Source organism: Gelidibacter sp., assembly GCF_035577925.1.
Classification (GTDB): Bacteria; Bacteroidota; Bacteroidia; order Flavobacteriales; family Flavobacteriaceae; genus Gelidibacter.
On record NZ_DATJCY010000402.1, the window covers coordinates 1 to 4494 of the forward strand.

Here is a 4494-nt window from a genome sequence, read left to right on the forward strand (position 1 = left end):
AACAAATGATATCAATACAAGTAAACGAGGTGTTTTAGAATACATATAGTAAGAACAAGATAGATTATAATATGTAAACCCAGGTTTTAATGCTTGTAATTGACGAAAAAAGCACTTATTTTAGAAAGCAAAATTCAGACGGATATCTTTAAAATTATTTCAGGATACGTTTTTAAAAAGTAGAATTATTGCAGTTTGATGTTTATCTAAATTAATAAAAAAATGATGAAAAATATATTGGTTTTTTTGCTCATAAGCTTCAATTCATTGACGGCTCAGATGGCTTTTGAAAAGCAAGTTCATATTAAAGGCGTTATTTCAGAAAATAGGACGCATGATACTATTGTGTTTAGTAATTATGGGATTGACGACAAATTTTATGAGAATCCCATTTTAATTTCCGAAGTAAAAAACGGGAAATTTGATTTAAGCACTAATATGTCCTATCCTCAATTGTATGCTTTAAGTTATACGAGCGAAAAAGGGAATATCGTTTCCCGTGGCGGTGATTTTTTTATTGACGGCAGTACACGTTCAATAGCAGTGGCTTCCAATTCGGGATGCAGTGATTTGGACGGAAAAACTTTTGCAGAGTATAAAAATAATTTCCTGCCTTTTATAGTGGGCAATGAGACAAACTGCCAACAGTCAACCATTGAATCGATTTATTATAGAAATCCAAATTTTACCCAAAAATTATTGGATTATACAATAGCCAGTCCTAATTCGTTTGTTGCTTTATGGGCATTTATTAAAGCTATAAACATTGACGGACATTCAATACTGTTCCAATCTATTTTAGATGCATTTTCGGACGAAATGAAAAAGAATAAATTATGGAAATTGGCAAAAGAAGATCTGATGCTTGTAAGAATAAAGGAAAATGGAAAATTTCCCGAACTCAATTTAAAGGATCGACAACAAGTTGGTGTCCAACTGCAACTGCCACAGACCAAATATACATTGATAGATTACTGGTTTTATAATTGCCGTCCGTGCTTAGAAAACTTTCCGAAGATGAAAGAACTTTACACAACCTATAAATCAAAAGGATTTGAGATCATTGGTATTTCGGTTGATCGGACAAAAAACATGTCAAAATGGAATGACAGAATTGATGAGTATGAGCTTCAATGGACCAACTATTGGGATGAAAACGGACTGGAGGCGGCCAAAGACAAAATATTTACATTCCCAACAACCTATTTGCTTGACGAAAACGGACGGATTATTGGAAAAAACTTAGCCATGAATGAAGTAGAAGAAATTTTGAAAAACAATCTGTAGATATATAAGAAAGTCACAAATTCCTAAAGCCGTAAAAGATTAATTATTAATTAAATATGTTTTATTATGAAGAAAGTCAGTTTAAATTCAGTGAAATCGTTTCTTTCGAGAGAAGAGATGCGAGTTATTAATGGTGGTAAGACAATGGCTGCCGGAACATGTTCATGTAAGAACGGTAAGGTTTTCTCTGTTACATCATGTGAGTCCTGTGGGGATTACTGTCCGGGACAAACATGGATTTGCTCTGGTGCATAGTAATCTTATGGGATAAATACCTTTAGGCACTTAAAAAGACATGGCTTTTTAAGTGCCTAACTAAAATTAAATTATCTATAGTTCAAATATAACCGAATAATCATGCGATGTCACTTATTTAAAATCACTTTTGTTTTAATAATCATATTTTTAAGTATAGGATGCAAAAAAGAGAATCCAACCTTTGAAAAAAAACATTTCAAAAAAGAGATTACCAATAAAAAAAAATATGGCACCCTTGTAATTTTAGGCAAATCTGATGATGCCAGTGCATTCGATTTTATCCAAGTAGTTAACCATGCCTATTTTTATGGGAGAGCCCATAAAAAAACTGAAAGAGTTATTTTTGGAGACTCAATAAAAATGATTCTAGATTCCATTCCAATTAATGGCTTGTTGGACTTTTGGGTTTTAAGCAAGAATATAACTTATAACTCAAGAGTATATATGGATTCGGAAATTGATACGGTTACATTTGAAATAAAAAATGGAAAGTTAGAGTTTAATGGTAATAATTCCATTCTCAATAATTTTTACTCTGATTTAACTGTTTCTACACGGGATTATTTCTCAAATATATCCTATAAAGGTGATATTAGATCATATAAGGAAGATATTAATTCTATTTATATGGAAAAATTGGATTATCTGGACAAGTATGTCATAAAACACAACATAACTTCGGAAGATTATATTGCGCTAATAAAAAGTGAGCTTAAAAACAATTATCTGTTAGAATTAATAAACCCCAGAGTAGTACCGGCAATTGAAGCAGGAAAATATTATGGCGATTCCAATCAATTACATTCTATTATAGATAAGGAACATTCCAATAACAATGAACTTATATTTAGTTTTAAAGATTATTTTGACAGTATTGAAATCAAAGATTTTAATACACCCAAGATGTTGAATTCTGAACCCTTTAAAGATAATATTATCCCTTTTGTAATTAATTATTTTGATACATCAAACTATGCCAGGTTCACAAAAGAGAAGTTCTTATCCGAAAAGGAATTTATCAAGAATAATTTTGATGCTGATATTCAGATATATGCCATTGGAAGGTTAATAAGAGAATATAATCAAAATGGATTTGGGGCTAATGATGAAAATTCCGAATTTATCAAAGAAATCATCAATGGGTATATGTCCGATCTTAAGGACCCCTCTTATATTGAAGCGATGCAGGAGTTAAAAGACGACATTATAAAATATGACTCGGAATTATCTGAGATATCACTTAACACAAAGCTCATTAGTACTTTTGGAGATACGTTGACGCTGAATGAAATTTTTAATCGTTCAAAAAAAAGAATTAAAGTTTTAGATTTTTGGGCAAGTTGGTGCCCGCCTTGTATAAAGGAAATTACAGAAGCTAAATCATTTAAAGACAAGTTGGCGATAGAAAATGATATCGATTGGGTCTATTTGTCAATAGATGACAACCAAGACAAATGGCTTGAAAAATCAGCAGAACTCCAAACATTTTTGAACACCAGAGATCAATATTTAATAAGTAACGGAAATAAATCTTCTTTGGCCAAGGAGCTGAATGTAAATTGGATTCCGAGGTATGTCATTTTTGATCAAAACAATAAAATCATATTGAATAACTCTCCTAGACCATCTGATAGCATCTTATTTAAAAAAATAATCGATGAGATTAAATTAAAAACCCGATAAATTTAATTGAGAACAACGTTTAAATAACTTGATATTTCAAAACAAGATTTTTGACGAACTTGTGAATCGGAACCAATTTAAATATAACTAAAAAGCTATAAAAGGATATGCTATTATTAAATTCTTTATATTATGAAAATAATTAATTTAAATTCAGTAAAATCTTCTCTTTCAAGAGAAGAGATGCGAGTTATTAATGGTGGCATTTATGTTCCGAAAGACTGCATTGATGAATGCTCTAATACAGGGTGTGGTTCGGGTAAAAGATGTGTGCCATTCAAATGCACTGGTTCTAATGGCTCAAAAAATTATGAATATTTATGTTTTGACAATTAATTTATTTCGCCCTATTAATTTAAAAGTTAATAGGGTGTTTAATTGTGTTTTAAGATAGATCTGACAGTTAAAATTGGTGAATTCTATGATAAACTTACTAAAGTGTTTTTTAATATTAATTTGTTTTAACTCCTGTTCACAAGCAAATAAAAAATCAATAGAAAACGATTCTACTGAGCTAACTATACCATTGAATTGGGTTCAAGATCAGAAAATAAAATTTAATGAAACTAAATATTCAAGGTTCTTGATGTACTCAAAATCTTATGAAAATCCTGAATTTTACAAAGCACTTCTTAATACTTTACGTATTCCTGAATTAGATAGCTTTAGGATTGTTTCTTTCGATTTTCAAAGATTTCCTTCTCATTATTACCAATACAAATCAGGAAATCTTGATAAAAGTAGAATTCTTGAATATAGTAATGAAGTTCTTAAAGACACAATTTTGTTAAATGAAAAGAAAACCATTCATAATGAGCTAATAGCTTTATCAGGATTTAGAAATGGAATGCAGATTATTATTCCAGATTTAAATTATAATAAGGACTTTACGGATGATATCGAATTAAGTTACCCAATTGAAATAAAAGATATTTTCACAAATGACTTGAATGATAAATCTAAGTTTGATGAAATTAATCTTCATTTTCAAACCATTCAAAATGGAAAAATTTATGATACAAAAAGGAATGTTCTAATTTATCCCAGAGCAAATAACAAACATATTTATTTAATAGATTTAGGAATGCTTGACAAATCTACCAATCAATATTCCATTGCACTTGAATTATTGGATTATGCAAAGGCAGAAATATCTTTAAATAATAAGAAGTATGATATAGCAATTCAAGGTAGAAGTCATGAGAATTTTGTGATTGTATTGAAGCCACAAAACTTAATATACGAACCTGATAATCAGTTTTTACA

At 29.9% G+C, this 4494-nt stretch carries 4 protein-coding genes; all 4 read left to right on the top strand.

What is annotated here, in order from left to right:
- Positions 1-222 precede the first annotated feature (222 nt).
- Entirely contained in the window at positions 223-1287 is a 1065-nt protein-coding gene (locus tag VNJ50_RS15090) for a TlpA disulfide reductase family protein (protein WP_325583122.1), read from the top strand.
- A gap of 357 nt (positions 1288-1644) precedes the next feature.
- Positions 1645-3228: a TlpA disulfide reductase family protein gene (locus VNJ50_RS15095; protein WP_325583123.1), complete on the top strand. Its 1584-nt coding sequence runs from the start codon at positions 1645-1647 to the stop codon at positions 3226-3228.
- Positions 3229-3360: 132 nt separating this feature from the next.
- On the top strand, positions 3361-3564 hold the full coding sequence (locus tag VNJ50_RS15100; protein WP_325583124.1) for a hypothetical protein: 204 nt from the start codon (positions 3361-3363) through the stop codon (positions 3562-3564).
- Between the two features lie 85 nt (positions 3565-3649).
- On the top strand, positions 3650-4494 hold an 845-nt coding region (locus VNJ50_RS15105; RefSeq protein WP_325583125.1), incomplete at its 3' end, for a hypothetical protein.